This is a genomic window from Streptomyces sp. NPDC040718 (assembly GCF_055593565.1).
Map to the genome: position 1 here is coordinate 20,265 of NZ_JBVIXO010000024.1, position 24,875 is coordinate 45,139.

The window sequence follows — 24,875 nt, forward strand, 5'->3', positions numbered from 1 at the left end:
GTAGCGATCTGGTGCGGCTGGGGGGCCCGTGGGTCGCTCTGATGATCCTCTCGTGCGGGTAGTCGCGCCCTGGTCCGGAATGACGACTGTTGAGGGCCCGGATGCCCGGCGGGCCGACGCCCGGCCCCGTCGTCTCATCGCTGACGCGGCCGCCCCCCGCCCCCCGCCCCCCGCCCCAAGCGGGAGACACCCCGCCCCCCGCCCACCTAAACCCGCGCCAGGAACCCCGCCGCCGCCTCTCGGACGTCCTCCGGCGTCCACGTCAGGCCCGGCCGGGTGATCTCCAGCTCCGTCACCGACAGGCCCGGCGGGCCGTCCGCCGTCCACCGCCGGAACAGGACCGTGCCGGTTTCCTCCGCCAGGCGGGCGCCCGCCTCCGTGAGGCGGTCCGGCTCGTACGGGAGCCACACCTGGAACTGGTGCGTGTGCGGCACCTCCGGGTGGATCCGGGACCACGGGAGGCCCGCCTCCGCGAAGGCGTCCCGCAGTGCCGCGGCGACGACCCGGGCCTGTTCCACGTACGCCGGCAGCAGCGGCAGCTCCCGTTCCAGCCCGGCCAGGGCCGCCAGGGCCTGGGGGAACTGGCGGAAGACCTGGCCCCCGTACCGGTGGCGCCACACCCGGGTCTCCTCCACGAAGTCCCGGGGTCCGGCCAGGCAGGCCCCGCTCAGCCCGCGCAGCGACTTGTAGAAGGAGACGTACACCGAGTCCGCGAGCTGCGCGATCTCCGGCAGCGGCCTGCCGAAGTGGACGGTGGACTCCCACAGCCGGGCCCCGTCGAAGTGGACGACCGCGTCCCGCTCCCGGGCGGCGTCCACCAGCCCCTCCAGCTCCTCCCACGGAGGCAGCAGGAACCCGGCGTCACGCAGCGGCAGCTCCAGCATCAGCGTGCCGAAGGGCTCGGGGTGCTCCCGGACCTCCTGCGGGGTCGGCTGGCGCGGCTCCGTGACCGGGTGGGTGGTCCGCAGCCCGGCGAGCGCCGTCAGGGCTCCGCCCTCCCACCGCTCCGGGTGGCTCATCGGGTGCAGGGCCACGACGGGGTTGCCGGTGCGCCCCGCCCAGCAGCGCAGCGCGATCTGCTGGGCCATCGTCCCCGAGGGGAAGAACGCCGCGTCCTCGGTGCCGAGCAGCTCCGCCACCCGCCGCTCCAGGTCGGCGACGACCCCGTCGCCGTAGATGTCCGCCGGGGCGTCCATGTCGTACGGGGCGTCGGTGAGCCCGGCGAGCAGCTCCCGGACCGTCTCCTCCCGCCCGCCGTGCGTGAGGGCCCGGGGGGCTCCCTTCCAGGCCGCCACGAGCCGCTTCGTCTGCTCCGCGTCATCGCTCATGCCGAGATCATCGCCGACGGCCCCGCGGCGCCGCCCCGGGGGAATCGGCCTCCGGCGGCCCCCTCCCGCTCCCGGCGGGCCTGACCGGCACCGGGCCGCCGAAAGGGCCTAGCATGGCGACGTATCGTCCGGTACCCCCCGCGGACTGGAACGGAAGGGCCTCACCGCGTGAACTCATCCCAGGAACCGCGTCCCGCCCGGCTCACCATCGGAGTCGTCGGCGCGGGCCGTGTCGGCCCCGCGCTGGCCCGTGCGCTCCAGCAGGCCGGCCACCACCCCGTCGCCGTGTCCGGGGTCTCCGACGCCTCCCGGCGCCGGGCCGAGCGGATGCTGCCGGACGTGCCGCTGGTGTCCGCGGCGCAGGTGCTGGAGCGGGCGGAGCTGGTGCTGCTCACCGTCCCCGACGACGCCCTGCCGGGCCTGGTCGAGGGCCTCGCCGAGACCGGCGCCGTGCGTCCCGGGCAGCTCCTCGTGCACACCTCGGGGCGGTACGGGACCGCCGTGCTGGACCCCGCGCGGCGCGCGGGCGCGCTCCCGCTGGCGCTGCACCCGGCGATGACCTTCACCGGTACCGAGGTGGACGTGCAGCGCCTGGCCGGGTGCTCCTTCGGCGTGACCGCGCCGGAGGAGCTGCGGCTGGCGGCGGAGGCGCTGGTCATCGAGATGGGCGGGGAGCCCGAGTGGATCGCGGAGGAGAGCCGTCCGCTCTACCACGCCGCCCTCGCCCTGGGCGCGAACCACCTGGTCACCCTGGTCGCCCAGGCCATGGAGCTGCTGCGCACCGCGGGCGTCGAGCACCCCGACCGGATGCTCGGCCCGCTGCTCGGCGCCGCCCTGGACAACGCCCTGCGCTCCGGCGACGCCGCGCTGACCGGGCCCGTCGCCCGCGGTGACGCCGGCACCGTCGCCGCGCACGTGTCGGAGCTGCGCAAGCACGCCCCGGCCACCGTCGCCGGGTACCTGGCGATGGCCCGTACGACCGCGGACCGCGCCCTCGCGCACGGCCTGCTCAAGCCCGAACTGGCCGAGGACCTCCTCGGCGTGCTCGCCGACGACGCCGACCCGAAGGATGCCGAGCGATGACCGGCCCGCTCCAGCTGCTGAACACCGCCGAAGAGCTCCACAAGCTCCCGCGCACCGGCCGCCGGGCCGTCGTGATGACGATGGGCGCCCTGCACGAGGGCCACGCCACGCTGGTCCGCACGGCGCGCGAGGAGGTGGGACCGGAGGGCCAGGTGGTGGTCACCGTGTTCGTCAACCCCCTCCAGTTCGGGGTGAACGAGGACCTCGACCGCTATCCGCGCACCCTCGACGCCGACCTGCTGGTCTGCGAAGGGGCGGGCGCCGACGCGGTGTTCGCGCCCGCCGTGGACGAGGTCTACCCGGGCGGCGACCCGCAGGTGCGGATCACCGCCGGGCCGATGGGCGAGCGGCTCGAAGGCGCCACCCGCCCCGGCCACTTCGACGGCATGCTCACCGTCGTCGCCAAGCTGCTCCACCTCACCCGTCCCGACCTGGCCCTCTTCGGGCAGAAGGACGCCCAGCAACTGGCGCTGATCCGGCGCATGGTGACCGACCTGAACTTCCCCGTCGAGGTGGTCGGCGTACCCACGGTCCGCGAGGACGACGGGCTCGCCCTGTCCTCCCGCAACCGCTACCTCGGCCCGGTCGAGCGCCGCACCGCCCTGGCCCTGTCCCGCGCCCTGTTCGCCGGCCGCGACCGGCTCGCCGCGCAGGCCGCGCTGTGCGCCCGCGCGGAGGCGGCCCCGGCGAGCGACGAGCGGGCCACCGCCCTGGCCAGGCTCGGCGAGATCCGCGCCTCCGCCGACGCGCACGCCGTCTCGGCGGCGGGCGGTGGCGGCACCGGCCTGCCGGACGCCGTACGGGCCGCCGCGCGGCACGTGCTGGAGGAGGCGGGCCGGCACGAGCCGCCGCTGCTCCTGGACTACCTGGCCCTGGTGGACCCGCAGGACTTCACCGACGTCGGCCCCGACTTCACCGGACGCGCCGTGCTGGCCGTCGCGGCGAAGGTCGGCACGACCCGGCTGATCGACAACATCCCATTGGAGTTCGGAGCACACGCGTGAGCACCACAGGCAACCCAGGCACCGCCGGTACCGGCATACGGCTGCACGCCCCCGCCCCCGGCTGGGCCCTCGACGCGGACGTCGTGGTCGTCGGTTCCGGCGTCGCGGGCCTGACGGCGGCGCTGCGCTGCGCCGCCGCGGGCCGCCGTACGGTCGTGGTCACCAAGGCGCGGCTCGACGACGGCTCCACCCGCTGGGCGCAGGGCGGCATCGCGGCCGCCCTCGGCGAGGGCGACACCCCCGAGCAGCACCTGGACGACACCCTGGTCGCGGGCGCGGGCCTGTGCGACGAGGCGGCCGTGCGGCTGCTGGTCACCGAGGGTCCCGACGCGGTGCGCCGGCTCATCGCCGCGGGCGCCGTCTTCGACACCTCCGCGGAGACCGGCGAGATAGAGCTGACCCGCGAGGGCGGCCACCACCGCCGCCGCATCGCGCACGCGGGCGGCGACGCGACCGGCGCGGAGATCTCCCGCGCCCTGGTCGAGGCCGTGCACGCGGCGGGCATCCGCACGGTGGAGAACGCGCTGGTCCTGGACCTGCTCCAGGACGCGGAGGGCCGTACGGCCGGTGTCACCCTGCACGTGATGGGCGAGGGGCAGCACGACGGCGTCGGCGCCGTCCACGCGCCCGCCGTGATCCTGGCGACCGGCGGCATGGGCCAGGTGTTCTCCGCGACGACCAACCCGGCCGTCTCCACGGGCGACGGGGTGGCGCTCGCGCTGCGCGCCGGCGCCGAGGTCTCGGACCTGGAGTTCGTCCAGTTCCACCCGACCGTCCTGTTCCTCGGCCCGGACGCCGAGGGCCAGCAGCCGCTGGTGTCGGAGGCGGTCCGCGGCGAGGGCGCGTTCCTGGTCGACGCGGACGGGGCCCGCTTCATGGTGGGGCAGCACGAGCTCGCCGAGCTGGCGCCCCGCGACATCGTCGCCAAGGGCATCATGCGCCGCATGCAGGAGCAGGGCGCGCAGCACATGTACCTGGACGCGCGGCACTTCGGCGCCGAGATGTGGGAGAACCGGTTCCCCACGATCCTGGCGGCCTGCCGGGCCCACGGCATCGACCCGGTGAACGAGCCGATCCCGGTCGCCCCGGCCGCGCACTACGCCTCCGGCGGCGTACGCACCGACCTGCACGGCCGTACGACCGTGCCCGGCCTGTACGCGTGCGGCGAGGTGGCCTGCACGGGCGTGCACGGCGCGAACCGGCTGGCCTCCAACTCACTGCTGGAAGGCCTGGTCTTCGCCGAGCGGATCGCCGACGACATCGCCGCCAACCCGCCCGTCGGCAGCGGCCCGGGCATACCGGTGCCCGCTACCGGCCCGCTCCAGCCGGCCGAGGCCCGGTACGAGGTCCAGCGCATCATGACGGACGGCGCGGGCGTGCTCCGCTCCGCCGGATCCCTCGCGGCGGCCGCCGAGGCGCTGGAGACCCTGTACACGACCGCCCTGGGCGAGCTGGAGAGCCGGGGCAAGACCGCCGTGCCGGGCGTCGAGACCTGGGAGGCGACCAACCTGCTGTGCGTGGCCCGCGTCCTGGTGGCCGCCGCCCAGCGGCGCGCCGAGACCCGCGGCTGCCACTGGCGCGAGGACCACCCCGACCGGGACGACGCCGACTGGCGCCGCCACCTCGTGGTGCGGCTCTCGCGCACCGAGCGGCGGGCGCTGGTCGTCACCCCCACCGACTCCGCGGACTTCCCGTCCGTACACCACCCCCTCAGCCTGGAGAAGTGACCGTGAGCACCCCCGAACTCCCCCTGATCGAGCAGAACGAAGGCGGCTGCGGCGACGACTGCGGCTGCGGCGACGGCGAGGAGAGCGGCCTCGACCCGGCGCTCGCCCAGCTGCTGGTCGACGCGGGCCTGGACCCGATCGAGGTCGAGGACATCGCGCACATGGCGCTGTCCGAGGACCTGGACGGCGGGGTCGACGTCACCACCGTCGCGACCGTCTCCGAAGAGGCCGAGGCCATCGCCGACTTCGTGGCCCGCGAGGCCGGCGTCGTGGCGGGCCTGCGGATCGCCGAGGCCGTCTTCTCCGTGGTCTGCACGGAGGCCTTCGAGGTCGAGCGGCACGCCGAGGACGGCGACAAGGTCGAGGCCGGCCAGCTGCTGCTGTCGGTGCGCTCCCGCACCCGCGACCTGCTGACCGCCGAGCGCAGCGCCCTGAACATCCTGTGCCGCCTGTCCGGCATCGCGACGGCCACCCGCCGCTGGGCGGACGTCCTGGAGGGCACCCAGGCCCGGGTCCGCGACACCCGCAAGACCACCCCGGGCCTGCGTTCGCTGGAGAAGTACGCGGTCCGCTGCGGCGGCGGCGTCAACCACCGCATGTCCCTGTCGGACGCGGCGCTGGTCAAGGACAACCACGTGGTCGCCGCGGGCGGCGTCGCGCAGGCCTTCAAGGCCGTCCGCGAGGCCTTCCCGGACGTGCCGGTGGAGGTCGAGGTCGACACGATGCACCAGGTCCGCGAGGTCGTGGACGCGGGCGCCGACCTGATCCTGCTGGACAACTTCACCGTCCCGGAGACGGAGGAGGCCGTGACCATCGTCGCGGGCCGCGCGGTCCTGGAGTCCTCGGGCCGGCTGTCCCTGGAGACGGCCCGCGCCTACGCGGAGACCGGCGTGGACTACCTGGCGGTCGGCGCGCTGACGCACTCGTCGCCGATCCTGGACATCGGCCTCGACCTGCGCGAGGCGGTGTAAGCCGATGCTGCTCACCATCGACGTGGGCAACACCCACATGGTCCTGGGCCTGTTCGACGGCGAGGAGATCGTCGAGCACTGGCGGGTCTCGACCGACCCGCGCCGCACGGCGGACGAGCTGGCCGTCCTGATGCAGGGCCTGATGGGGATGCACCCGATGCTCGGCAGCGAGCTGGGTGACGGGATCCACGGCATCGCGATCTGCTCGACGGTGCCGTCGGTGCTGCACGAGCTGCGCGAGGTCACCCGCCGCTACTACGGCGACGTGCCGGCGATCGTGGTGGAGCCGGGCGTGAAGACGGGCGTGCCGATCCTGATGGACAACCCGAAGGAGGTCGGCGCGGACCGCATCGTCAACGCGGCCGCCGCCGTCGAGCTGTACGGGGGCCCGGCGATCGTCGTCGACCTCGGTACGGCGACCACCTTCGACGCGGTCTCCACGCGGGGCGAGTACGTGGGCGGGGTGATCTCCCCGGGCATCGAGATCTCGATGGAGGCGCTCGGGATGCGCGGCGCCCTGCTGCGCAAGATCGAGCTGGCCCGGCCGCGCAACGTGATCGGCAAGTCCACGGTCGAGGCGATGCAGTCGGGCGTGGTCTACGGGTTCGCGGGCCAGGTCGACGGGATCGTGCACCGCATGGCCCGGGACCTGGTGGGTCCGGAGGGCGACCCGGACGACGTCCGCGTCATCGCCACGGGCGGGCTGGCCCCGATCATCCTCGGGGAGACCACGGTGATCGACGAGCACGAGCCGTGGCTGACGCTGATCGGTCTGCGGCTCGTGTACGAGCGCAACGCGCCCAACTTCGAGTGACCGGACCGCCGGTGGGGTCCCGCGCGCAGCGGGGCCCCACCGGCGGTAGCGGACCGTCATGCGGAGTCCTCAGCTTGAACCTGATCCGTTAGCTTGTCGGCGTCGGACGCGCACGGCACAGCCGAGACGGCACAGGATGGCCCAAATGCCCCGTAAATCACCGTACTTGCAGGTGGTCGCATCGCTCCGGGCCCGCATCGAGGCGGGTGAATGGGCGATCGGCGACAGACTCCCCTCGCGCGCCCGGTTCGCGGAGGAGTACTCCGTCGGGCAGGGCGTCACCCAGCGGGCCATGGAGCAGCTGATCATCGAGGGCTTCCTCGAAGGCCGCGCCGGCTCCGGCACCTACGTGCGCACCCCGCGCCGGCGCATGCGGATGCTCCGCACCCGCCGCCGCCTCCCGGGCTCCGGCAACACCTTCCGCTCCGAGGCCGCCGCGCTCGGCATCGCCGCGTCCTGGGACTCCAAGACCCTCCCGCAGGTGCCGGCCCCCGAACGGATCGCCGCCCGGCTGGCCGTCGAGCCCGGCGCCCCCTGCGTGATGACCCGCTACGAGTTCATGGCCGACGGCAGCCCCGCCGAACTCTCCGAGTCCTGGGAGCCCCTGGCCATCACCTCCGGGACCCCGATCGTGCTCCCGGAAGTCGGCGAGCTGCGCGGCGCAGGGGTCGTGGCGCGCATGCGCTCCATCGGCATCACCGTCACCTCGGTGGTGGAGGTGCCGCGCCCGGCCCGGGCCAACCAGAACCAGGCCAACCTCCTGGGGATCAGCCTCGGCGCCATGATCACCGAGGTCGAGCGCACGTACCTCGACTCCGACGGACGCCCCGTGGAGACCGCCGACCTGGTCATCCCCGACTCCCGCTACGAGATCGCGTACGCCTTCCCGGTGGAGTGACCATGGCCGCGTATTGTGAACGGCCGTACTTTCCGACGACCGGGTTTTTCACCGGAACTGGCCGGAGTGTGCCTCTCGTGGAGATAGCGTCACGCTCGAGAAGCACCGCGACCTCGTCCACTGCGGAGGAGACACCATGACCGCGAACGCTCGACCCGACTGGCGCAAATCGTCCTACTGCGGCGCCGGCGACGCCTGCGTGTACGTCGCGGCCGCGCCCGGCACCCTGGTGCGCGTGGCCGACCGGGCCGACCCGGCGCACCTGGTGATGGCGACCACCCACGCCGCCTGGGCGGAATTCGTGAAGGCCGTCAAAGAGACCGGCTGAACCGCCCGGAGGGGGCGGCGTGGATTTCCGCCGCGCCGCAATCCCGCACCCTCAGGGGATTTTGTCCGATTAGCGCGTATCTTCGCCCCATGCCCACGCCCTACGGATCCCGCGGCGGCATGGCGTTCAGCGCCGCCGAGCTGCACGTGCTCAGGCGTTCCCTCGCCCACGCCCTCCAGTCCTCCACGGCTCCCCTGACCGCTTCCGAGGTCCAGGACTGCCTGCACCTCGCGGCGTCGGTGGACGACGCCGTCCTGGAGGCGGGCCGGCTCAGAGCCTTCCTGCTCGACGACCTCGCCCGCTACAGAGGCGCCCTCCCCGGGAGCCTGTCCGGCTACCTGGAGCTCCTCCAGGACGCCCTGGCCGCCGGGTACGAGCCCCGGCCCGACGACCTGGCCGCCCTGCGCGCCCTGCGGGCCAACCCGGTCGCGGGCGCCGTGCTGGAACGGGCCCAGGCCGTCGCCGAGCGCTCCGTACGCCGTAGGCTCGCCACCGGGACCGCGCCCGCGGCCGCCCCGGCGCCGCGCACCCGGCTGCTGGCCCTGGCCGGCGGCAAGGAGCAGCCGCCCCCGCCGCCGAAGCCCGTCCCGGCGAAGGAGCCGCCGGCCCGGCCGGTGCCCACCCCGGGCGAGGTCTTCCCGCCGCGCCGCAAGCCCAGCCCGCCCCCGGCGGCCGGGTGCGCGGCGGTATAGCTACGCTGGGGGGCATGGACTACGTCTCCGCGCTCGTGCCCCCCTTCGTCATGGCCGCGTTCTTCATCGCACTCGTAGTGACGATCGTGAAGACCCAGGGCGGGGCCAACAAGGCCAAGGAAGACGCGGTGGTCGACGCCGCGATCGCCCGCGCCGAGGCCGGCCAGCAGTCGCAGAAGTGAAGTAACCCCCGCCGGGTTTTCCACCGCGCGTTGCGGCGAATAGTCGGGCAATTCGCCGTAATCGGCACTATTGTGCTGCTGTGCCTCGCCCCTTGGGAGAACTCGAAGACGCAGTGATGACGCGGGTGTGGCAGTGGAACCGCCCGGTCACCGTTCGGGAAGTCCTGGAAGACCTCCAGCAGGAACGGTCCATCGCGTACACCACGGTCATGACCGTTATGGACAATCTCCATCAGAAGGGCTGGGTCCGCCGGGAAGCCGAAGGCCGCGCCTATCGGTATACGGCGGTCTCCACCCGGGCCGCCTACTCGGCCGCGCTGATGAACGAGGCCTGGTCGACCAGCGACAACCCGGCGGCCGCCCTCGTCGCCTTCTTCGGCATGATGTCCCCGGAACAGCGCGAGGCCCTCCGCGACGCCGTACGCATCGTCCAGCACGACGAACCCGAACCCGGACCCGGACCCGGACCCGAGAGCGGACCGGCCGGCGAAGACCCGTCCGGGGCCGCGCCGCAAGAGGACTCCGGCGCACACGGGGGCGACCCGGGGCGATAGCGTCCGGGTATGGAAGAGCTTTCCACCCCAGCCGACGCCAAAACAGTGACGATCCGCCGCGCGCGCACGAGTGACGTTCCGGCGCTGCGCCGCCTGCTCGACCAGTACGTGCAGCAGCGGATCCTCCTCGACAAAGCCCCCGTGGTCCTTTACGAGGACATCCAGGAGTTCTGGGTCGCGGAACGCGACTCCGACGGGCAGGTGGTCGGCTGCGGCGCCCTCCACGTCATGTGGGAAGACCTCGCCGAAGTGCGCACGCTCGCCGTCGACCGCGACTTGAAGGGCGCCGGTGTCGGGCACCTGGTGCTCGCCAAGTTGTTGGAGACCGCCCGCCGGGTCGGGGTGAGCCGGGTATTCTGCCTGACCTTCGAAGTGGACTTCTTCGCGAAGCACGGCTTCGTCGAGATCGGCGAGACCCCGGTGGAGACCGATGTCTACATGGAGCTCCTGCGTTCCTATGACGAGGGTGTCGCCGAGTTCCTCGGTCTCGAACGAGTGAAGCCGAACACCTTGGGCAACAGTCGGATGCTGCTGCACCTCTGATCGATCGCGGCGGCTATTACGGGCCCCCGTCCGCCTGAGGCCTATGTCCGAATCGCGCACGTTTCCCGCCTTGTTGAGGCCCTGAACCTCTCGACGGGGGTTTGTGTTTTCCAGGCAAAAGCGGTTTCCTTTCCGCGTACTGCATTTTCGATGAAAGGAAATCCGGTGGCACAGAAGGTTCAGGTCCTTCTTGTCGACGACCTCGACGGTGGCACGGCGGACGAGACCGTGACGTTCGCTCTGGATGGCAAGACCTACGAGATCGACCTCACCACCGCCAACGCTGAAAAGCTCCGCGGTGCGCTGGAGGACTTCGTGAAGGCGGGCCGCCGCACCGGCGGGCGTGCTTCCACCGGCCGCGCCAAGGGCCGCGCCGCCGCTGCCCCGGGCAGCCCGGACACCGCCGAGATCCGCGCATGGGCCAAGGCCCAGGGCCTCAGCGTCAACGACCGCGGCCGGGTGCCCGCCGAGATCCGCGAGGCCTACGAGAACGCCAAGGGCTGAGGCGTACGCCGCCCCAGGCGGGCGCGGTGGCATTCCGTCGCCGCCGCGGCCACCAGGCGTACGAGATCGGGCCCGGTCGGCTCCGCACAGAGCCCGGGCCCGGCCCCGGCGCCCTGCCCCGCACCGGGCAGGGCGGGCAGCGATGCCTCGCATCCCAGCTCGGGGGGCCGCAGCCACACGGCGGCCCCCCGAGGGCTTTCTCCCGGTGCCCGTCCGGGCGGCACGGGGGCGGTGATCCTGCCCCCCGCTCCCAGGGCGGTCAGGTCCAGCGCCACCCCGCCCCACTCCAGCCAGTCGAGCAGCCCCTCCAGCTCCTCGGCACCGCCGGGGGCGATCAGGAAGCGCATCCGGCGCCCCGCCACGGCCACCGGACCGGTGGCGGCGAAGCCGGGCCGGCGCAACAGCGCGGCCCCGGCGTCCGAGGGGAGCTCCAGCACGTCGAACCGGATCCCGGTGACCAACTGCGGGGGCGGCCCCCCGGCGCAGCTCCAGCCGAGCACCCGCTCGTACCAGGTACGGGTGTCGTCCTCGGACGGGACGCGGGGTGAGGGGACGCTCACGGTGCTGAGGGACATGACCGGAGCAACTCCGGCGGCGACCGGCGGGTTACGCGACGCGCCCGCACCAATGCGGAGCGTAAACATCGGTCGGCCGGAGTCCCACATTCGGGACACAAGCGTGTTCGCCCGTAGCGGAGGGAACCGTGCGTACCGGCATGGAGTGTCAGTCCTTACGGGTAAGACATTCCTAGTGGATCGGGGCGACACGCTGATTCGAGCGTGTTCCGTTCGCCATCGGCGTACACGTGTGACGGGTATCTGCCTGGCCTGCGGGAACATCGTCTCGCACCATCGAGTTGGAGCAGTAGTCGGCTCTTACAGCCGGTTTTCCTCACCGACGTGGGGGTGAGCCGTGGACGGATGTCGGCAGTTGGAATGAGCTGTCCCGTCCCGCGGGACTAGCATGCGGAAGGACAGGGCGGGGACCGACCCCGAACTGCCCGACCGCTCTGAGGAGCGATAAACGATGTTCGAGAGGTTCACCGACCGCGCGCGGCGGGTTGTCGTCCTGGCTCAGGAAGAAGCCCGGATGCTCAACCACAACTACATCGGCACCGAGCACATCCTCCTGGGCTTGATCCACGAGGGTGAGGGTGTCGCCGCTAAGGCCCTGGAGAGCCTCGGGATTTCGCTCGAGGCTGTTCGCCAGCAGGTTGAGGAGATCATCGGTCAGGGCCAGCAGGCCCCGTCCGGCCACATCCCCTTCACCCCGCGGGCGAAGAAGGTCCTGGAGCTGTCGCTCCGAGAGGCCCTCCAGCTCGGCCACAACTACATCGGCACCGAGCACATCCTGCTCGGCCTGATCCGCGAGGGCGAGGGCGTCGCCGCCCAGGTCCTCGTGAAGCTGGGCGCCGATCTGAACAGGGTCCGGCAGCAGGTCATCCAGCTGCTCTCCGGCTACACCGGGGGCGGCAAGGAGTCGGCCACCGCAGGCGGCCCGGCCGAGGGCACCCCCTCGACCTCGCTGGTCCTCGACCAGTTCGGCCGCAACCTCACCCAGGCTGCCCGCGAATCCAAGCTCGACCCGGTCATCGGGCGCGAGAAGGAGATCGAGAGGGTCATGCAGGTCCTGTCCCGCCGGACCAAGAACAACCCGGTCCTCATCGGCGAGCCCGGCGTCGGCAAGACCGCCGTCGTCGAGGGCCTGGCGCAGGCGATCGTCAAGGGCGAGGTCCCCGAGACCCTCAAGGACAAGCACCTCTACACGCTCGACCTGGGTGCCCTGGTCGCCGGTTCCCGCTACCGCGGTGACTTCGAGGAGCGCCTGAAGAAGGTCCTCAAGGAGATCCGCACCCGCGGCGACATCATCCTGTTCATCGACGAGCTCCACACCCTCGTGGGTGCGGGTGCCGCCGAGGGCGCGATCGACGCCGCGAGCATCCTCAAGCCCATGCTGGCCCGTGGTGAGCTCCAGACCATCGGCGCCACGACGCTGGACGAGTACCGCAAGCACCTGGAGAAGGACGCGGCCCTCGAGCGCCGCTTCCAGCCGATCCAGGTCGCGGAGCCGTCGCTGCCGCACACCATCGAGATCCTCAAGGGTCTCCGTGACCGGTACGAGGCCCACCACCGCGTCTCGATCACGGACGAGGCCCTCGTCCAGGCCGCGACCCTGGCCGACCGGTACATCTCGGACCGCTTCCTCCCGGACAAGGCGATCGACCTGATCGACGAGGCCGGCTCCCGGATGCGCATCCGCCGGATGACCGCGCCGCCGGACCTCCGCGAGTTCGACGAGAAGATCGCGGCCGTCCGCCGCGACAAGGAGTCGGCCATCGACTCCCAGGACTTCGAGAAGGCGGCTTCGCTCCGTGATTCGGAGAAGCAGCTGCTCGCCGCGAAGTCCAAGCGCGAGAAGGAATGGAAGGCCGGCGACATGGACGTCGTCGCCGAGGTCGACGGCGAGCTCATCGCCGAGGTCCTCGCGACCGCGACCGGCATTCCCGTCTTCAAGCTGACCGAGGAGGAGTCCTCGCGTCTGCTGCGCATGGAGGACGAGCTCCACAAGCGCGTCATCGGTCAGAAGGACGCCATCAAGGCCCTTTCGCAGGCGATCCGCCGTACGCGGGCCGGCCTGAAGGACCCGAAGCGCCCCGGTGGCTCGTTCATCTTCGCCGGTCCGTCCGGTGTCGGTAAGACCGAGCTCTCCAAGACGCTCGCCGAATTCCTCTTCGGCGACGAGGACGCGCTGATCTCCCTCGACATGTCGGAGTTCAGCGAGAAGCACACGGTTTCCCGCCTCTTCGGTTCGCCCCCCGGCTACGTGGGCTACGAAGAGGGCGGCCAGCTGACCGAGAAGGTCCGCCGGAAGCCGTTCTCCGTCGTCCTCTTCGACGAGGTCGAGAAGGCGCACCCGGATATCTTCAATTCCCTTCTCCAGATCCTGGAGGACGGTCGCCTGACCGACTCCCAGGGCCGGGTCGTGGACTTCAAGAACACGGTCATCATCATGACGACCAACCTGGGTACGCGGGACATCTCCAAGGGCTTCAACCTGGGCTTCGCCGCCCAGGGCGACGTCAAGACCGGTTACGACCGGATGAAGGCGAAGGTCAACGAAGAGCTCAAGCAGCACTTCCGGCCCGAGTTCCTGAACCGTGTCGACGACACGGTCGTCTTCCACCAGCTCAGCCAGGAAGACATCATCCAGATCGTCGACCTGATGATCGCCAAGGTGGACGAGCGCCTCAAGGACCGCGACATGGGCATCGAGCTCAGCGGTGACGCGAAGCAGCTCCTGGCCAAGCGCGGCTACGACCCGATCATGGGTGCGCGCCCGCTGCGCCGGACCATCCAGCGCGAGATCGAGGACCTGCTGTCGGAGAAGATCCTCTTCGGCGAGCTGCGCCCCGGTCACATCGTGGTCGTCGGCGTGGAGGGTGAGGGCGAGGACGCCAAGTTCACCTTCCGCGGCGAGGAGAAGTCGGCCCTGCCCGACCTCCCCCCGATCGAGGCCACGGGCTCCGGCCCGGACCTGTCGAAGGGCGCGTAAGCGCAAGCCGTCGGCGCCAGCTGTACCAAGGGGCGGCCCCGGGACCCACAAGGTCCCGGGGCCGCCCCTTTTTCGGGCTCGCGGCGGGGGTGGGGGCGGGGGCGGGGCGGGGTGGGGTGGGGTGGGGCGGGGGCAGGATGCCGGGCGGGGTGCCGGTGGGCGGGGTCCTGGCGGGGCGGTGTCAGGGAGGGTTTGGGGGTTTCCCGTCAGTCCCATCGTCCTTCCGTGTCGTGCCGGTCCCTCAAGGGCGCTCCTTCGTCGCGTCGCTTCGCGATGGCCTTCGGCCACCCTTGACCGACCGACCCGCCCCGGAAAGCCGAAAGACTGCCGGGAAGCCCCCAAAGGAACGGTCACGGGGCAGGAGGGGAGGAGCGGCCGCGTCAGCGACGAGGCGAGGGGCCGGGGCTTGCCCTGCCGGGCATCCGGGCCCTCAAGAGTCGAGATCCCGGGCCAGGGGCGCGGCTACCCGCACCAAATGCCCACCAGAGCAGCCCAGGGAGCACCCGGGCGCGTCAGATCGCTACGCGCTTCGCCCGGCTTGGCGTCCGCCGACCGCCTGGGGCTGATACCCGCACCAGAGGACGATCAGGGCAGCCTGGGGAGCCGTTGGGCGCATCGGATCGCTACGCGCTTCGCCCGTCTTGGCGTCTGGCGACCGCCTGTGGCCGGTACCCGCACCAGAGGGCGATCGGAGCGGCCCAGGGGGGCACAGGTGCCCCCTATGTCCGTTTCTGGCGGGTGTGGTGGGGTCCCACGAGCTCCTGACGGAGTCTGCGGTTGATGAAGACAGCCTCAGGTTCCGCCAAGCCTGCGAACGCCTCCTGAAGGGCGTCGGGACTGACGGGAAGCCCCCAAGCCGACTGTGAGGCCGTCCAAGGGGATCCCGCCTTCCCCCGGGTCCCCCGGCCCCCACCCGCGACGCCCCCGCCCACCCCCCGGTTGCAGGCGTTGGTCCCGGATGGGGTGGGGCAAACGTCCCGGGGGCGGTGACAAGCCGCACAGGGCAAAACGGACCTACTAGGAGCTCTCGTAGGTTTTGCTGTCCCGGTTTGTACCTGCGTAGGTGCACTACGGGGACCGTCAAGAGCGTGGAGATCCATCGCGCGGCTACGAGACGGGGTAGTAAAAGGGACGTTTGGGGAAGCCCGGGGGCACGGGTTACCAAGGTGGGGCAAGCCCGGCAGTGGCGGTTCGGTCCGCAGCGCCGGGATCTTTCTTGCCCGAACGCCCTTGTCCCCGGCCCCGGAGGTCTCCACATGTCCGCGAAGCGCGTCATCACCCGCCGCCCCCGTATCGCCCTCGCCGCCACCGGTCTCGGTGCGCTGCTGGCTCTCGGGGCCGGGACGACCGCCGCCTTCGCCGACGAGGCCCCCAGCACCCTGTCCGCCTCCGCCGAGGTCGCCGCCGTCCAGGCCCAGGCCGAGGCTCAGGCCAAGGCCGCGGCTGCGAAGACCGTCCCGTGGGCCAAGCCCGTCGACAGCTACACGCTGTCCGCGACCTTCGGCAAGGGCGGCAGCATGTGGGCGCACAAGCACTCCGGCCAGGACTTCGCCGTCCCCACCGGCACCCCGGTCAAGGCCGCCGGCGCCGGCACCGTCGTGAAGGCCGGTCCGAACGGTGGCGGCGACGGCCCCGCGTACGGCAACGCCATCGTGATCAAGCACGCGGACAACACGTACTCCCAGTACGCGCACCTCTCGAAGATCCAGGTCAAGATCGGCCAGAAGGTCTCCGCCGCCCAGCGGATCGCGCTGTCCGGCAACACCGGCAACAGCAGCGGCCCCCACCTGCACTTCGAGATCCGCACCACCCCGAACTACGGCTCGGCCGTCAACCCGGTGGTCTTCCTGCGCAACGCCGGCGTCACCATCTGATCCATCTGATCCGTCGGATCCGTCCGACCCCGGTCAGATCAGCCAGGAGTGGGTGGGCTTGGCCTTCCCGATCTTGTTGTTCTTCAGGCCCGTGATCTGCTCCTGGCCGAGCGCCTGGTCGAAGATCCGGATGTGGTCCAGCGGCCCGTCCCACGCGGCGCTCCAGATCCCGTGGTGGCGGGCCCGGCCCAGCTGGAGGGGGCCGGGTCCGGCCCAGATGCCGGAGACCTGCGCCTGACCGGCCTGCTTGTCGTCCACCCAGAGGGCGATCGTCTTCTTCTCCGCGTCGTAGGTCCCCGTCAGCAGCGCCCACTGCCGCGTGGTGTCCACGTTGTCCACGACGACCTGCTGCGCCGTGGCCGCCTGGCCCTTGTCGCCGGTCTGCACCCGGAACACCCAGGCCTTCTTGCCGTTCACGACCTCGAAGCCCAGCTCGAAGGAGTACGAGTCACCGTCGCCCTGGCTCACCGCCATGCGCGAGCCGGACTCGGCCACGTTGTAGGCGCGGGTGGAGACGGTGAAGCTCTTCGTGACGTCCACGGCCGCTTCGGCGCCCTGGGCGTAGGAGTCCGCGGTGCCCTTGAAGCGGACCTCGGTCCGCTTGGCCAGCTCGCCCAGTGAGGCGCCCGGTCCCAGGGCTATGCCCATCTTCCCGCTGCGGTCGCGCAGCAGGTTCGGCTCGCCCGGCACGGTGGGGGAGTCGTCCTCGGGGGTCTTGCCGTCCGGGGACTGGGAGGAGGGGCCGCCGGAGGCGCTGGGCGAGCCCGAGGAGGCGACCGCCGGCGGGTTCTTCGGGTCGTCGTCGGAGCCGTTGAGCACGAAGAAGCCCGCGCCGCCCGCCACCAGGACGACCGCGAGCGCCCCGATCCCGATGGTCAGCCGCTTCCGCTTGCGCTGCTGGGCCTCGCTGGCGTCGGCCATCGCCTGCCAGTCCGGTGTGGACGGGGAGGGGAGGGGGGCGGCGGGGGGAAACGGTTCGTCGGGCTGGGCCGGCGGCGGGCCGAAGCCCCCGCCGGCCGGCTGGCCCTGTGCGGGTCCCGGCTGGTAGGGATTCGGCGTCTGCGGCGGGAATCCGTAGCCGCCGCTCCCCGGGGCGGGGTCGGGCTGGGGGCTGTTCGGGCGATCCGTACCGTCAGTCATGGCACGGATGCTAGAACATCGCCGGGAGCGGCGGTCAGCCCGGGAGCTGGATGATCGGGAAGCTTCCCGTCGCCGTCGGGGCGTGTTCCGGCAGCCACAGCACCGCCACGGCGCCCGCGGCGGCGCCCTCGTTCTCCGCGCCGCCGCGCGCCGCGACGTTGCGGAAGGTCAGCCGGGCCCCCAGGACCCGGGCCTGTCCTTCCGCGATGGTCAGGCCGAGCCCGTGGCCGACGCCCGCCCGGTCCGTGGACCCGGTCCGGAAGCGGCTCGGGCCCTCGCGCAGGAGTGCCTCGGGGAAGCCCGGTCCGTGGTCCCGGACGCGTACGACCCGGCCCTCCACGTCGACCTGGATCGGGGCCCGGCCGTACCGCATGGCGTTGGCCAGCAGGTTCCCCAGGATCCGCTCCAGCCGGCGCGGGTCCGTGCTGACGATCTCGTCCGCGACGACCCGTACCGAGGCGTCCGGCATCAGCGAGGCCACCCTCCGGGACACGAACTCGCCCAGCGCCACCTCCTGGAGCTCGGCGCGTTCGGACGCGCCGTCCAGCCGGGCCACCTCCAGTACGTCCTCGACCAGCGCCCGCATCGCCTGCGCGCGGTCGCGCACCAGCTCGGTCGGCCGGCCCGGGGGCAGCAGTTCCGCCGCCGTGAGCAGGCCCGTCACCGGGGTCCGCAGCTCGTGCGCGATGTCCGCCGTCACCCGGCGCTCGGCCTCCAGCCGCTGCTGGAGGGCATCGGCCATGGCGTCCACGGCCCGTGCCAGGTCGTCGGTCTCGTCCCGTACGACGCCGCCCACGGCGTCCCGTACGCGTACCTCGGGGTCCCCGTGCGCGACCCGCTGTGCGGCGGCCGCGGCCTCGCGCAGCCGGCGCGAGATCTGGCCGCCGATGAGGACGCCCATCGCCGAGCCGCCGATCACCACGGCCAGGGAGCCGACGACGAGGGCCCGGTCGAGGTCGCGCACCATGTTGGCGCTCTCGCGGAACGGGTGGTGCATGGACAGCACCTGGCCGTTGCCGAGGGGCACGGCGGCCCACACCTCGGGAACCCGCTTCGGGGACTCGTGGATGTAGGTGCCGCGCCGCCCGGAGCGGGCCTTGTCGCGGAGCTCGGCTGGGAGGTCGGGATCGTTGACCTTGGCGCCCCAGATCGGCTTGCGGCCGGCGTCGGGGGTGCGGGCGATGTACTGGACCCGCTCCAGTTCCTGGTCGCGGGCGCTCTCCAGCATCGACACGCGGGCGGCGCTGTGCACCACCAGGCTCAGGGCGAGCGCGGTGAGGGCGCCGACGGCGGCGATGGCGAGCGTGATCTTCCAGCGGATCCCCGTACGGAGGGTGATTCGCCTCATGCGGTTCTACTCATGCCTTGAGCTTGTATCCGAAGCCGCGGACCGTCTCGATCCGGTCCTGTCCGATCTTGGTGCGCAGCCGCTGTACGTGGACGTCCACGACGCGGGTGTCGCCGCCCCAGTCGTAGTCCCACACCCGCTCCAGGAGCCGGTCGCGGGACAGGACGGTGCCGGGCGCGGAGGAGAACTCCAGCAGCAGCCGCATCTCGGTGGGGGTCAGGGCGACGGGGGAGCCGGCCTTGCGGACCTCCATGCCCTCGGTGTCGACCTCCAGGTCGCCGAAGGACAGCACCCCGCGCTCGTCGGAGCCGTCCGCGTCGGAGGAGCCGTTGGCGCCGTTCTGCGGGCCGCCGGCGTGGCCGAAGCGGCGCAGCACGGCCCGGATGCGGGCGACGAGGACGGAGCCGTCGAAGGGCTTGGTGACGTAGTCGTCCGCGCCGGCTTCCAGGCCGAGGACGACGTCGATGCTGTCGGCGCGCGCCGACAGCATGATGACGGGCACGGTGGACTCGTCGCGGATGCGGCGGCACAGGCTCACGCCGTCCATGCCGGGCACCATCACGTCCAGGAGGGCGATGTCGGGCCGGTTCGCCCGGAAGGACTCCAGGCCTGACAGGCCGTCGGGCATGGCGGTGACCACGAACCCGTCGCGTTCCAGCGCCAGGGTCGTGGCCTCGCGGATGACGTCGTCGTCCTCCACGAACAGCACGTGGGTCTCGGCCATGCCCAGCCTCACTCCGGTTCCATCGTCGGTGGGTCAGTCGTTCTTCTGCGAGACGGCCGGGGCCGGCTGCATCCCGGGGTTGTAGACGTTGCTGTACTCCGAGTGCACCCGGTCCTGCTCGGCGAAGCGCTCGCCGTTCCACCGGTACGTGATCACGTCCTCGCCGGACGGTTCGGAGGGTGCGGCGTCCTGCCCGTACACGGGCTTGCTGACGACCAGGTCGCCCCGGTCGATCTCCGCGTAGACGGGCTTCTGCTCGTCCGCGAACACATTCTCGTACTTGGATCCGTCCGAGCGGTACACGTACGAACCGCGCCCCAGCGCGTCGGCGCAGGACAGGACGTTGATGACGACGTCGACGACATCGCTGCCGGTGATCTTCCCGTAGCTCACGTCGATCGGGTACTCCTTGCCCGTGCAGGGCTTGAGGTCCCGCTTGATCTCGGCGCTGACCTTGGGGTCGGCCTTCAGCAGGGCCACCGGGTCGACGCGCTTGACCGGGCTGCCGGTGGACGCGGCGGCGGAGTGCCCCGGGGCCGGCGGCTTGGAGGGGCCGCCGGTGGGCTGGTTGCTGCGCGCCACCGGATCGGTGCGCGCGGGTCCGCCGTCGCGCAGTCCGGTGCCCCCGGCGGAGCACCCGGCCGCGAACAGCACTGTGCCGACGAGGACCGTGGTCCCCGCCGACAGTAGTACCAGCGAGCTTCTGCCGCTCAGACTTTGGCCGTTCAGGCCGCGCACCGCTCCCGCCCCTCGTAGCGCGTGGTGTGGTCACCGCGTTCCAGGGCACGCATGTCCAGGTCCCGGCTCTCCAGCTCCTGACGGAGCCTGGCCAGGGCGCGGTGCAGTGTGCTCTTCACGGTTCCCGCCGACATACCGAGCGCCGCGGCCGTCTCCTCGGTGCTCATCTGCTCCCAGTGTCGCAGCACCACGACACTGCGCTGCTTGGGCGCGAGCACCTTGAGGATGTCCATGAGCAGGGCGCGGTCGGCGCGCTGGTCCGAGCCGTCCTCGACGGAGGCGTCCGGGAGCTGCTCGGTGGGGACCTCGTCGAGCTTGCGGGCCCGCCACCACTCGGTCCGCGTGTTGATCATGACGCGGCGCAGGTAGGCGTCGGCCAGGGACTTGTCGGCGATGCCCTCCCAGCGGCCGTAGGTGCGCACGAGGGCGGTCTGGAGGAGGTCCTGGGCGTCGGTGGGGTCCGGGACCAGGCGCCGTGCGCTGCGCAGGAGCGCGTCCTGCCGCGTGCGTACGTACTCCTCGAACTCGAGTACCTCTCCGTGCGCCATGCAGACCGCCTCCACTGCCGTCCCCGTCTCCGCTGCCTTACGGATCCGAAGTTACGGAGGGGTTGTCACGGCACTGTGCGGGTCAGCCTTCGGTGGGCGCACGGACACCCGTAGGTTGTGTAACAGTGCCCGTGAGCTGCGGTTTCCCGGCCCCAAACGGAATCTTCGAGTCAACTTCGAGTGGATCCCGGGGGACGCGGAGCCCGGGTCCCCCCCCTGCCCGTCAGCTCTGCGGCAGCCGGTACATCCCGTGCGCGAGCGGCTCCACCAGTCCGTCCGACACCAGCCCGTCCAGCGCCCGGGCCCGCTGCACCGGCTCGTCCCACACGGTGTCCAGCACCGCCTGCGGAACGGGGCCCACCGCCTCCCGCAGCACCGCCAGCAGCTTGCCGCGCACCTGCCGGTCCGTCCCGGCGTACGTCTGACCGCGCCGCGGCGGCCCGTCGTGCGCGGGCTTCCCCGCCAGCCGCCACGCGCACAGCCCCGCCACGGGGCAGCGGGCGCAGTCCGGGCTCCTGGCGGTGCACACCAACGCGCCGAGCTCCATGGAGGCCGCCGCCCAGCGGGCCGCCGTCGGCTCGTCCTCGGGCAGCAGCTCCCGCGCCAGGCGGCGTTCGGCGGCGGTGGTGGCGTTCGGCGGGTACTCGACCCCGGTCGCGGCGCGCGCGAAGACCCGGCGGACGTTGGTGTCCAGCACCGCGTGCCGCTGCCCGTACGCGAAGGAGGCCACCGCGGCGGCCGTGTACTCGCCGATCCCGGGCAGCGCGAGCAGCTGCGCGTGGTCCCGGGGTACGTCGCCGCCGTGCCGTTCCGTTATCGCCGCGGCCGCGCCGTGCAGCCGCAGCGCCCGCCGGGGGTAGCCGAGCCGCCCCCACGCCCGTACGGCCTCGCCCGGCGCCTCGGCGGCCAGGTCCGCGGGCCGGGGCCACCGGGCGAGCCACTGCTCGTACACCGGCAGCACCCGGCTGACGGGGGTCTGCTGGAGCATGAACTCGCTGACCATCACCCCCCAGGGGCCGGCCTCGGGGCGGCGCCAGGGGAGGTCGCGGGCGTGCTCGTCGAACCACGCGATGACGGGGGTGTGCAGCGCGGAGGTGGGTGAAGCGGAGGACGCGGAGGTGTGTGATGGGGATGCAGTCATGGCAGACGGCATCCTGGCACGTTTCAGGGCCGGCGCGCGGGGCCCGGACCGGTGAACCAGACGGCGACGCGGTTGCCGCTCCCCTGTACGGCGGTGGTGAGGCTGATCATCGGACCGGTCAGCGCCGCCACGGCCAGGACGGCCAGGGAGGCGCCCAGCAGCAGGCCCATGCCGACGTCGTGGGGGTAGTGAACCCCGACGAAGACGCGGGAGAAGGCCATCAGCAGCCCCATCGGCACCGTCAGCCAGGCGAGGCGGGGGACGGCCAGCGCCAGCGCGACGGCGGCGGCGCCGGCGATGGCGGAGTGGTTGCTGGGGAAGGACCAGTCGCCGTAGGGCGGGCACGGGATCAGGGAGGCGGCCGCCCCGGCCACCGCCCGGCAGGGCCGCTCCTCGTCCACGGTCGACTTCACCAGCTCGGACGCGACGTACACGAGCGCGGTGACCAGCGGCGCGAGCACGGCCAGCGCGAGGGCCCGAGGCTCCCCGCCCTGCTTCCCGCGCGCACGCCACCAGACGGATATGTAGAGCAGGCCGAACACGAGGAGGCCGTATTCGGTCCAGACCTCGACCACCATCTGCACCCAATGGGGCGTGGTGTGGGCGAAGTCGGTGATGTCGCGGTAGAGGTCGGAGCTGTCCATGGTCACTGACCGTACTCGGCGCCCTGGCGCGGCCGCGTCGGACCCCTGGCCGGATCTGGCCGTTCCCGTGTAGCCCCGCAGGATGATCATCGGCAAAACCTGCCGGATGTGCGGCATGTGGGGCGCTGAACGCGGCGCGAGTTCTCGTAAGGTTCGGTGCGTGGGATCTCTGCGCAATCCGGTCGGGCCGCTCCCCTCCTCCATTTACTGGCGGCGGAGGGCCGTGCTGGCGTCCGTCGCCGCGCTCGTCGCGCTGCTCGCCGTATGGTTCGTCAGTTCCGGTGCCGGCAAGACGAGTACCAACGGCAAGGGCGGCGGCGACGGCTCCGGACCCGTGCGCACCATCACCCCCGGCCCCTCCGGTTCCGGCCCGGCGATCAGTCAGGCCCCGGGCGGACGCGCGGAGTCGGGCGGCGGCGCCGGCGCGACGGGACCCGCCAAGAACGGCGACGCGGGCGGCACCGGCGCCAACTCCGGTGCGGGCGCGGGATCCTCGTCCTCCTCCGGCTCCGCCGGCTCCTCCCCGGCGCAGGTCCCGGCGGACTCTCCGCTGCCGACGTGCCCGGCGAGCGTGCTGCAGTGGGAGGTCAAGAGCGTGAAGAACGAGTACGAGACGAACGAGAAGCCCCGTCTCGAACTGCTCGTCCGCAACACCTCGGGCAGCACCTGCAAGTTCGGACTCGGCCCGAAGCAGGCGGTCGTGACCATCTTCCAGACGACGGGCGCCAAGGCCGTCTGGTCCTCCGCCGACTGCCCGACGGGCGCGGGCAACGCGTTCTACCGGCTCCCGGCGCAGGGCGAGACGAAGCAGTCGGTGGAATGGGACCGCAAGCCGAGCGCGGCGGACCAGTGCCAGAACCCCCCGCAGGGCGCCCCGGCTCCCGACACCTACGTGGTCGAGGTCAAGTCCCCGGGCCTCCCGGTGGCCCGCACGTCCTTCGTCCTGAAGCAGGACTGATTCCTTCTTGACGCGCCGCTCGCGCGGCTCGGCCCTGGCGGGCCTCCCCGGCTTCGCGCCGCTGCGACAGCCTCCGGCCGTCGGGCCCGGGGCGGTTCGGGTGGCCGGGGTCGGTGGGTTGGGGTGCGGAGCCCCCCGGGAGGGGTCCGGGCGTAGCCCGGGGAACGGGCGAAGGGCGGGTGGGGGAACCGGCCCCGCGCAGCGGCACACCGTGCCCGGCCCGCGCAGTACCGGCCCCAGCCGCGACGGCCGGAGGCGAACCGACCCGGCTACACGTAGCGTTCGAGGATCGAGGACTCCGCCAGGCGGGACAGCCCCTCGCGGACGCTGCGCGCACGGGCCTCGCCCACGCCGTCCACCGTCTGGAGGTCGTCCACCGACGCCGCCAGCAGCTTCTGCAGCCCGCCGAAGTGCTCCACCAGCCGCTCGATGATCGCCCCCGGCAGCCTCGGCACCTTCGCCAGCAGCCGGTACCCGCGGGGCGACACCGCCGAGTCCAGGGTCTCCGGCGAGCCCGTGTACCCGAGCGCCTTCGCCACGATCGCCAGCTCCAGCAGTTCCGGATGCGTCAGCGCGTCCAGCGCCGGCAGCGCCTCGTCCACCGTGCGGGAACGCTTCGCCGTCGGTTCCGGAACGTAGTCCCGGATCACCAGCTCCCGTTCCTGCTCGATGCCGACCGTCAGCTCGTCCAGCTGGAGCGAGAGCAGTCGCCCGTCCGTGCCCAGTTCGACCACGTACTCGGCGATTTCCGTCGCGATCCGGCGGACCATTTCCAGCCGCTGCGCCACGGCGGTCACGTCGCGGACCGTGACCAGGTCCTCGATCTCCAGCGCCGACAGCGTGCCCGCGACCTCGTCCAGGCGGAGCTTGTACCGCTCCAGCGTCGCCAGTGCCTGGTTCGCGCGTGACAGGATCGCCCCGGACTCCTCCAGGACGCGCCGCTCGCCGTCCACGTACAGCGCGATCAGCCGCATCGACTGGGACACCGACACCACCGGGAAGCCGCACTGCTTGGAGACGCGGTCCGCCGTGCGGTGACGGGTGCCCGTCTCCTCCGTGGGGATCGACGCGTCCGGCACCAGCTGCACGCCGGCCCGCAGGATCTTGGTGATGTCCTTGTCGAGGATGAGCGCCCCGTCGAGCTTGCACAGCTCGCGCAGCCGGGTCGCGGTGAACTCCACGTCCAGCACGAAGCCGCCGGTACACATCGCCTCGACGGCCTTGTCCATGCCCAGGACGATCAGGCCGCCCGTGTTGCCGCGGACGATCCGCTCCAGCCCGTCGCGCAGGGGCTGACCAGGCGCGACCGCGCTCAGCGAGGCGCGCATCAGCGCCTCGTGCTTGGAGCTCGCGCCGGACTTCCCGGGTGCTGCTGCCCCGTCCTTGGCTGCCACTGCACTCCTCCGGTCGCGGGTTGCGCCGCCGCGTACGGCCGGGCGGACCAGCGCAAAGTCTACCGGCGCACGCTGTGCGCCCGCCGGGGCTTGGCCCGTACCGCCGCCACGAGGCCCCGTACGGGCCCTGCGCCCCGCCCGTCGGGGGACCCCCGCCGGTCGGCGGGTCCGGTCCGCGTCCGGCTC

The 24,875-nt window shown here is 72.3% G+C and carries 25 protein-coding genes; 15 read left to right on the top strand and 10 right to left on the bottom strand.

Features of this window, described 5'->3' with window-relative positions:
- Positions 1 to 206: 206 nt before the first annotated feature.
- Positions 207 to 1,328: a threonine aldolase family protein gene (locus ACZ597_RS33970; protein WP_471338939.1), complete on the bottom strand. Its 1,122-nt coding sequence runs from the start codon at positions 1,326 to 1,328 to the stop codon at positions 207 to 209.
- Between the two features lie 168 nt (positions 1,329 to 1,496).
- On the opposite strand from ACZ597_RS33970, the gene ACZ597_RS33975 reads away from it, so the two are divergent.
- The 12 genes from ACZ597_RS33975 (at position 1,497) to ACZ597_RS34030 (ending at position 10,628) form a co-directional block, all read left to right on the top strand.
- Positions 1,497 to 2,411, top strand: coding sequence for a Rossmann-like and DUF2520 domain-containing protein (locus ACZ597_RS33975; protein ID WP_471338941.1), 915 nt, complete (start codon positions 1,497 to 1,499; stop codon positions 2,409 to 2,411).
- The gene (gene panC, locus ACZ597_RS33980) at positions 2,408 to 3,415 is read left to right on the top strand and encodes a pantoate--beta-alanine ligase (protein ID WP_471338943.1); all 1,008 of its coding nucleotides are present in this window, start codon (positions 2,408 to 2,410) and stop codon (positions 3,413 to 3,415) included. The genes ACZ597_RS33975 and panC overlap by 4 nt, the downstream gene beginning before the upstream one ends.
- Complete coding sequence (locus ACZ597_RS33985; protein ID WP_471338945.1) at positions 3,412 to 5,142, top strand: L-aspartate oxidase; 1,731 nt, start codon at positions 3,412 to 3,414, stop codon at positions 5,140 to 5,142. The genes panC and ACZ597_RS33985 overlap by 4 nt, the downstream gene beginning before the upstream one ends.
- 2 nt (positions 5,143 to 5,144) lie before the next feature.
- Positions 5,145 to 6,113: a carboxylating nicotinate-nucleotide diphosphorylase gene (gene nadC, locus ACZ597_RS33990; RefSeq protein WP_471339023.1), complete on the top strand. Its 969-nt coding sequence runs from the start codon at positions 5,145 to 5,147 to the stop codon at positions 6,111 to 6,113.
- A gap of 4 nt (positions 6,114 to 6,117) precedes the next feature.
- A complete protein-coding gene (locus tag ACZ597_RS33995) occupies positions 6,118 to 6,927 on the top strand; it encodes a type III pantothenate kinase (RefSeq protein ID WP_471338947.1) in 810 nt (269 codons plus the stop codon).
- 145 nt (positions 6,928 to 7,072) lie between these two features.
- Positions 7,073 to 7,825 (top strand): GntR family transcriptional regulator, encoded by a 753-nt coding sequence (locus tag ACZ597_RS34000; protein ID WP_471338949.1) that lies wholly within the window; start codon positions 7,073 to 7,075, stop codon positions 7,823 to 7,825.
- Positions 7,826 to 7,961: 136 nt separating this feature from the next.
- Positions 7,962 to 8,153, top strand: coding sequence for a DUF397 domain-containing protein (locus tag ACZ597_RS34005; RefSeq protein WP_471338951.1), 192 nt, complete (start codon positions 7,962 to 7,964; stop codon positions 8,151 to 8,153).
- Between the two features lie 89 nt (positions 8,154 to 8,242).
- Complete coding sequence (locus tag ACZ597_RS34010; RefSeq protein ID WP_471338953.1) at positions 8,243 to 8,845, top strand: hypothetical protein; 603 nt, start codon at positions 8,243 to 8,245, stop codon at positions 8,843 to 8,845.
- A 14-nt stretch (positions 8,846 to 8,859) separates the two neighbouring features.
- Positions 8,860 to 9,027: a hypothetical protein gene (locus ACZ597_RS34015; RefSeq protein WP_471338955.1), complete on the top strand. Its 168-nt coding sequence runs from the start codon at positions 8,860 to 8,862 to the stop codon at positions 9,025 to 9,027.
- An 80-nt stretch (positions 9,028 to 9,107) separates the two neighbouring features.
- Positions 9,108 to 9,581: a BlaI/MecI/CopY family transcriptional regulator gene (locus ACZ597_RS34020; RefSeq protein ID WP_471338956.1), complete on the top strand. Its 474-nt coding sequence runs from the start codon at positions 9,108 to 9,110 to the stop codon at positions 9,579 to 9,581.
- A gap of 9 nt (positions 9,582 to 9,590) precedes the next feature.
- Positions 9,591 to 10,124, top strand: a complete 534-nt coding sequence (locus ACZ597_RS34025; RefSeq protein ID WP_471338958.1) for an amino-acid N-acetyltransferase — start codon at positions 9,591 to 9,593, stop codon at positions 10,122 to 10,124.
- Positions 10,125 to 10,289: 165 nt separating this feature from the next.
- Positions 10,290 to 10,628 carry a histone-like nucleoid-structuring protein Lsr2 gene (locus tag ACZ597_RS34030; protein WP_007264817.1) on the top strand — a complete coding sequence of 113 codons (339 nt, stop codon included), beginning with the start codon at positions 10,290 to 10,292 and terminating at the stop codon, positions 10,626 to 10,628.
- Here the strand turns inward: ACZ597_RS34030 and ACZ597_RS34035 are convergent.
- Positions 10,607 to 11,203, bottom strand: a complete 597-nt coding sequence (locus tag ACZ597_RS34035; RefSeq protein ID WP_471338961.1) for an SCO3374 family protein — start codon at positions 11,201 to 11,203, stop codon at positions 10,607 to 10,609. The genes ACZ597_RS34030 and ACZ597_RS34035 overlap by 22 nt on opposite strands.
- A 451-nt stretch (positions 11,204 to 11,654) precedes the next feature.
- On the opposite strand from ACZ597_RS34035, the gene ACZ597_RS34040 reads away from it, so the two are divergent.
- Together ACZ597_RS34040 and ACZ597_RS34045 are read left to right on the top strand one after the other, a co-directional pair.
- Positions 11,655 to 14,180, top strand: a complete 2,526-nt coding sequence (locus ACZ597_RS34040; RefSeq protein ID WP_471338963.1) for an ATP-dependent Clp protease ATP-binding subunit — start codon at positions 11,655 to 11,657, stop codon at positions 14,178 to 14,180.
- A 1,256-nt stretch (positions 14,181 to 15,436) separates the two neighbouring features.
- Positions 15,437 to 16,054: a M23 family metallopeptidase gene (locus tag ACZ597_RS34045; protein WP_471338965.1), complete on the top strand. Its 618-nt coding sequence runs from the start codon at positions 15,437 to 15,439 to the stop codon at positions 16,052 to 16,054.
- Between the two features lie 33 nt (positions 16,055 to 16,087).
- Here ACZ597_RS34045 and ACZ597_RS34050 read toward each other — a convergent pair whose 3' ends face one another.
- From ACZ597_RS34050 to ACZ597_RS34080, 7 genes are all read right to left on the bottom strand, one after another.
- Positions 16,088 to 17,194: a LamG domain-containing protein gene (locus ACZ597_RS34050; protein WP_471338967.1), complete on the bottom strand. Its 1,107-nt coding sequence runs from the start codon at positions 17,192 to 17,194 to the stop codon at positions 16,088 to 16,090.
- Between the two features lie 34 nt (positions 17,195 to 17,228).
- Positions 17,229 to 18,542 (bottom strand): two-component system sensor histidine kinase CseC, encoded by a 1,314-nt coding sequence (gene cseC / locus ACZ597_RS34055; protein ID WP_471338969.1) that lies wholly within the window; start codon positions 18,540 to 18,542, stop codon positions 17,229 to 17,231.
- A 10-nt stretch (positions 18,543 to 18,552) separates the two neighbouring features.
- Entirely contained in the window at positions 18,553 to 19,266 is a 714-nt protein-coding gene (cseB, locus tag ACZ597_RS34060) for a two-component system response regulator CseB (protein ID WP_405980126.1), read from the bottom strand.
- Positions 19,267 to 19,299: 33 nt separating this feature from the next.
- A complete protein-coding gene (locus ACZ597_RS34065; RefSeq protein WP_471338972.1) occupies positions 19,300 to 20,004 on the bottom strand; it encodes a hypothetical protein in 705 nt (234 codons plus the stop codon).
- A complete protein-coding gene (locus ACZ597_RS34070) occupies positions 19,992 to 20,552 on the bottom strand; it encodes a SigE family RNA polymerase sigma factor (protein WP_471338974.1) in 561 nt (186 codons plus the stop codon). Before ACZ597_RS34070 ends, ACZ597_RS34065 begins: the two co-directional genes overlap by 13 nt.
- A 223-nt stretch (positions 20,553 to 20,775) precedes the next feature.
- On the bottom strand, positions 20,776 to 21,693 hold the full coding sequence (locus ACZ597_RS34075; RefSeq protein WP_471338976.1) for an HhH-GPD family protein: 918 nt from the start codon (positions 21,691 to 21,693) through the stop codon (positions 20,776 to 20,778).
- A gap of 23 nt (positions 21,694 to 21,716) precedes the next feature.
- Complete coding sequence (locus tag ACZ597_RS34080) at positions 21,717 to 22,337, bottom strand: phosphatase PAP2 family protein (protein ID WP_471338978.1); 621 nt, start codon at positions 22,335 to 22,337, stop codon at positions 21,717 to 21,719.
- Between the two features lie 160 nt (positions 22,338 to 22,497).
- On the opposite strand from ACZ597_RS34080, the gene ACZ597_RS34085 reads away from it, so the two are divergent.
- Positions 22,498 to 23,295: a hypothetical protein gene (locus ACZ597_RS34085; protein ID WP_471338983.1), complete on the top strand. Its 798-nt coding sequence runs from the start codon at positions 22,498 to 22,500 to the stop codon at positions 23,293 to 23,295.
- A gap of 269 nt (positions 23,296 to 23,564) precedes the next feature.
- Here ACZ597_RS34085 and disA read toward each other — a convergent pair whose 3' ends face one another.
- Positions 23,565 to 24,689 (bottom strand): DNA integrity scanning diadenylate cyclase DisA, encoded by a 1,125-nt coding sequence (gene disA, locus ACZ597_RS34090; protein ID WP_471338987.1) that lies wholly within the window; start codon positions 24,687 to 24,689, stop codon positions 23,565 to 23,567.
- Positions 24,690 to 24,875 lie beyond the last annotated feature (186 nt).

Coding starts and splice junctions, on each gene's coding strand:
- cseC (WP_471338969.1), bottom strand. CDS start 18,542: ATGAGGCGAATCACCCTCCGTACGGGGATCCGCTGGAAGATCACGCTC.
- cseB (WP_405980126.1), bottom strand. CDS start 19,266: ATGGCCGAGACCCACGTGCTGTTCGTGGAGGACGACGACGTCATCCGC.
- ACZ597_RS34015 (WP_471338955.1), top strand. CDS start 8,860: ATGGACTACGTCTCCGCGCTCGTGCCCCCCTTCGTCATGGCCGCGTTC.
- ACZ597_RS34080 (WP_471338978.1), bottom strand. CDS start 22,337: ATGGACAGCTCCGACCTCTACCGCGACATCACCGACTTCGCCCACACC.
- ACZ597_RS34050 (WP_471338967.1), bottom strand. CDS start 17,194: ATGACTGACGGTACGGATCGCCCGAACAGCCCCCAGCCCGACCCCGCC.
- ACZ597_RS34075 (WP_471338976.1), bottom strand. CDS start 21,693: ATGACTGCATCCCCATCACACACCTCCGCGTCCTCCGCTTCACCCACC.
- ACZ597_RS34010 (WP_471338953.1), top strand. CDS start 8,243: ATGCCCACGCCCTACGGATCCCGCGGCGGCATGGCGTTCAGCGCCGCC.
- panC (WP_471338943.1), top strand. CDS start 2,408: ATGACCGGCCCGCTCCAGCTGCTGAACACCGCCGAAGAGCTCCACAAG.
- ACZ597_RS33995 (WP_471338947.1), top strand. CDS start 6,118: ATGCTGCTCACCATCGACGTGGGCAACACCCACATGGTCCTGGGCCTG.
- ACZ597_RS34035 (WP_471338961.1), bottom strand. CDS start 11,203: ATGTCCCTCAGCACCGTGAGCGTCCCCTCACCCCGCGTCCCGTCCGAG.
- ACZ597_RS34045 (WP_471338965.1), top strand. CDS start 15,437: ATGTCCGCGAAGCGCGTCATCACCCGCCGCCCCCGTATCGCCCTCGCC.
- ACZ597_RS34040 (WP_471338963.1), top strand. CDS start 11,655: ATGTTCGAGAGGTTCACCGACCGCGCGCGGCGGGTTGTCGTCCTGGCT.
- ACZ597_RS34070 (WP_471338974.1), bottom strand. CDS start 20,552: ATGGCGCACGGAGAGGTACTCGAGTTCGAGGAGTACGTACGCACGCGG.
- ACZ597_RS34025 (WP_471338958.1), top strand. CDS start 9,591: ATGGAAGAGCTTTCCACCCCAGCCGACGCCAAAACAGTGACGATCCGC.
- ACZ597_RS33970 (WP_471338939.1), bottom strand. CDS start 1,328: ATGAGCGATGACGCGGAGCAGACGAAGCGGCTCGTGGCGGCCTGGAAG.
- ACZ597_RS34005 (WP_471338951.1), top strand. CDS start 7,962: ATGACCGCGAACGCTCGACCCGACTGGCGCAAATCGTCCTACTGCGGC.
- ACZ597_RS34000 (WP_471338949.1), top strand. CDS start 7,073: ATGCCCCGTAAATCACCGTACTTGCAGGTGGTCGCATCGCTCCGGGCC.